At 56.2% G+C, this 1,053-nt stretch carries 3 protein-coding genes; all 3 read left to right on the top strand.

Annotation, left to right across the window (positions count from 1 at the left end; genetic code table 11):
• Nucleotides 1–193, top strand: a 193-nt coding sequence (locus tag AB0J06_RS26435; RefSeq protein ID WP_357432389.1) for a LysR substrate-binding domain-containing protein, incomplete at its 5' end; no start/stop codon positions are given.
• A gap of 88 nt (nucleotides 194–281) precedes the next feature.
• Nucleotides 282–614, top strand: coding sequence for a hypothetical protein (locus AB0J06_RS26430; RefSeq protein WP_063032687.1), 333 nt, complete (start codon nucleotides 282–284; stop codon nucleotides 612–614).
• An 89-nt stretch (nucleotides 615–703) separates the two neighbouring features.
• On the top strand, nucleotides 704–1,053 hold a 350-nt coding region (locus AB0J06_RS26425), incomplete at its 3' end, for a methylated-DNA--[protein]-cysteine S-methyltransferase (RefSeq protein WP_357432386.1).

The raw sequence follows: 1,053 nt of genomic DNA, 5'->3' as shown, positions 1-1,053 counted from the left end.
GGTGGCGGCGGGACAAGGTGTGGCGCTGGTACCGGAATGTACTCAGAGTTTGATGAATAAGGGCGTGACGTATCGGCCGTTGGTGGATCTGGATGCGTATGCGCAGCTGTTGGTTCTCACCCGAGCCGAAGGGCGAAGCTTGATGGTTGAAGCATTCATGAAGGTGATTGATGAACTTTTGTATATCCGATAGGCACTTTCACGATTAAGCAAACTCCGAATGCCACACCGAACCAAGGCCACGATGATGCTCACCCGTCACCTCTGAATCAGGAACCGGCATGCTCCCTCCCGCACAACGCACTCCAAAACCCGTACTGCGCAAAGTACTGGGCTGGGTGCTGATCGCGCCTCTGCTGCTCTCGTTTCTCAGGCTGCCCTTTCCGCTGGGACTTGTATTGGTGCTGGCGTCCATCACGGCCTCCGTTTATGGCGCCCGTTTTGCCCAACTGCATGCCAGCCGACGTGTAACCGTATTTGCCGTGATCATCACGCTGTTCAACATCGCTTCATTTTTTGTCATTGGTACGGCATCGGTACTCAAGGCGCTGTACTGGTTCTCGTGGCTTTACGGGTATCCGTATTACGCCGATTGGGTTTACTGGAACCTCTAAGTCGTTCGCGAATTCGACCGCAAGAAACGTAGTTCCACCATGGGCCGGCCTATCTACAGTAGAGCCATACCCACTCAAGGAGTCCGACCATGTCCTATGAATACAAATACATGCCCTCCCCCGTCGGCCAACTGACCCTCGTGGCCCGTGGCGGAAAACTCACCGCCATCCTCTGGGAAAAAGAACGCCCTAACCGTGTTCGCCTGGGTGCCCTGCAAGAGGCCAATAACAGCCCGGTGTTGCAGGAAACCGAGCGGCAGTTGAACGAGTATTTCGCCGGTACCCGCAACCGTTTCGAGCTGGAACTGGACTTTGCCGGCACCGACTTCCAGAAGAAAGTCTGGCAGGCGCTGTTGACCATCCCGTTCGGGGAAACCCGCAGCTACAGCCAGATTGCCGCACAGATCGGTAACCCCAAGGCAGTGCGTGCCGTCGGCGC

This window comes from Micromonospora sp. NPDC049679 (assembly GCF_040659735.1).
GTDB lineage: Bacteria > Actinomycetota > Actinomycetes > Mycobacteriales > Micromonosporaceae > Micromonospora_I.
The sequence above is the reverse complement of the archived record's forward strand: the minus strand, read 5'-3'. Positions and strand labels throughout refer to the sequence as shown.

What these genes read in the sequence shown, in the direction of transcription:
- AB0J06_RS26430 (WP_063032687.1), top strand. Translation starts at nt 282, where the DNA reads ATGCTCCCTCCCGCACAACGCACTCCAAAACCCGTACTGCGCAAAGTA.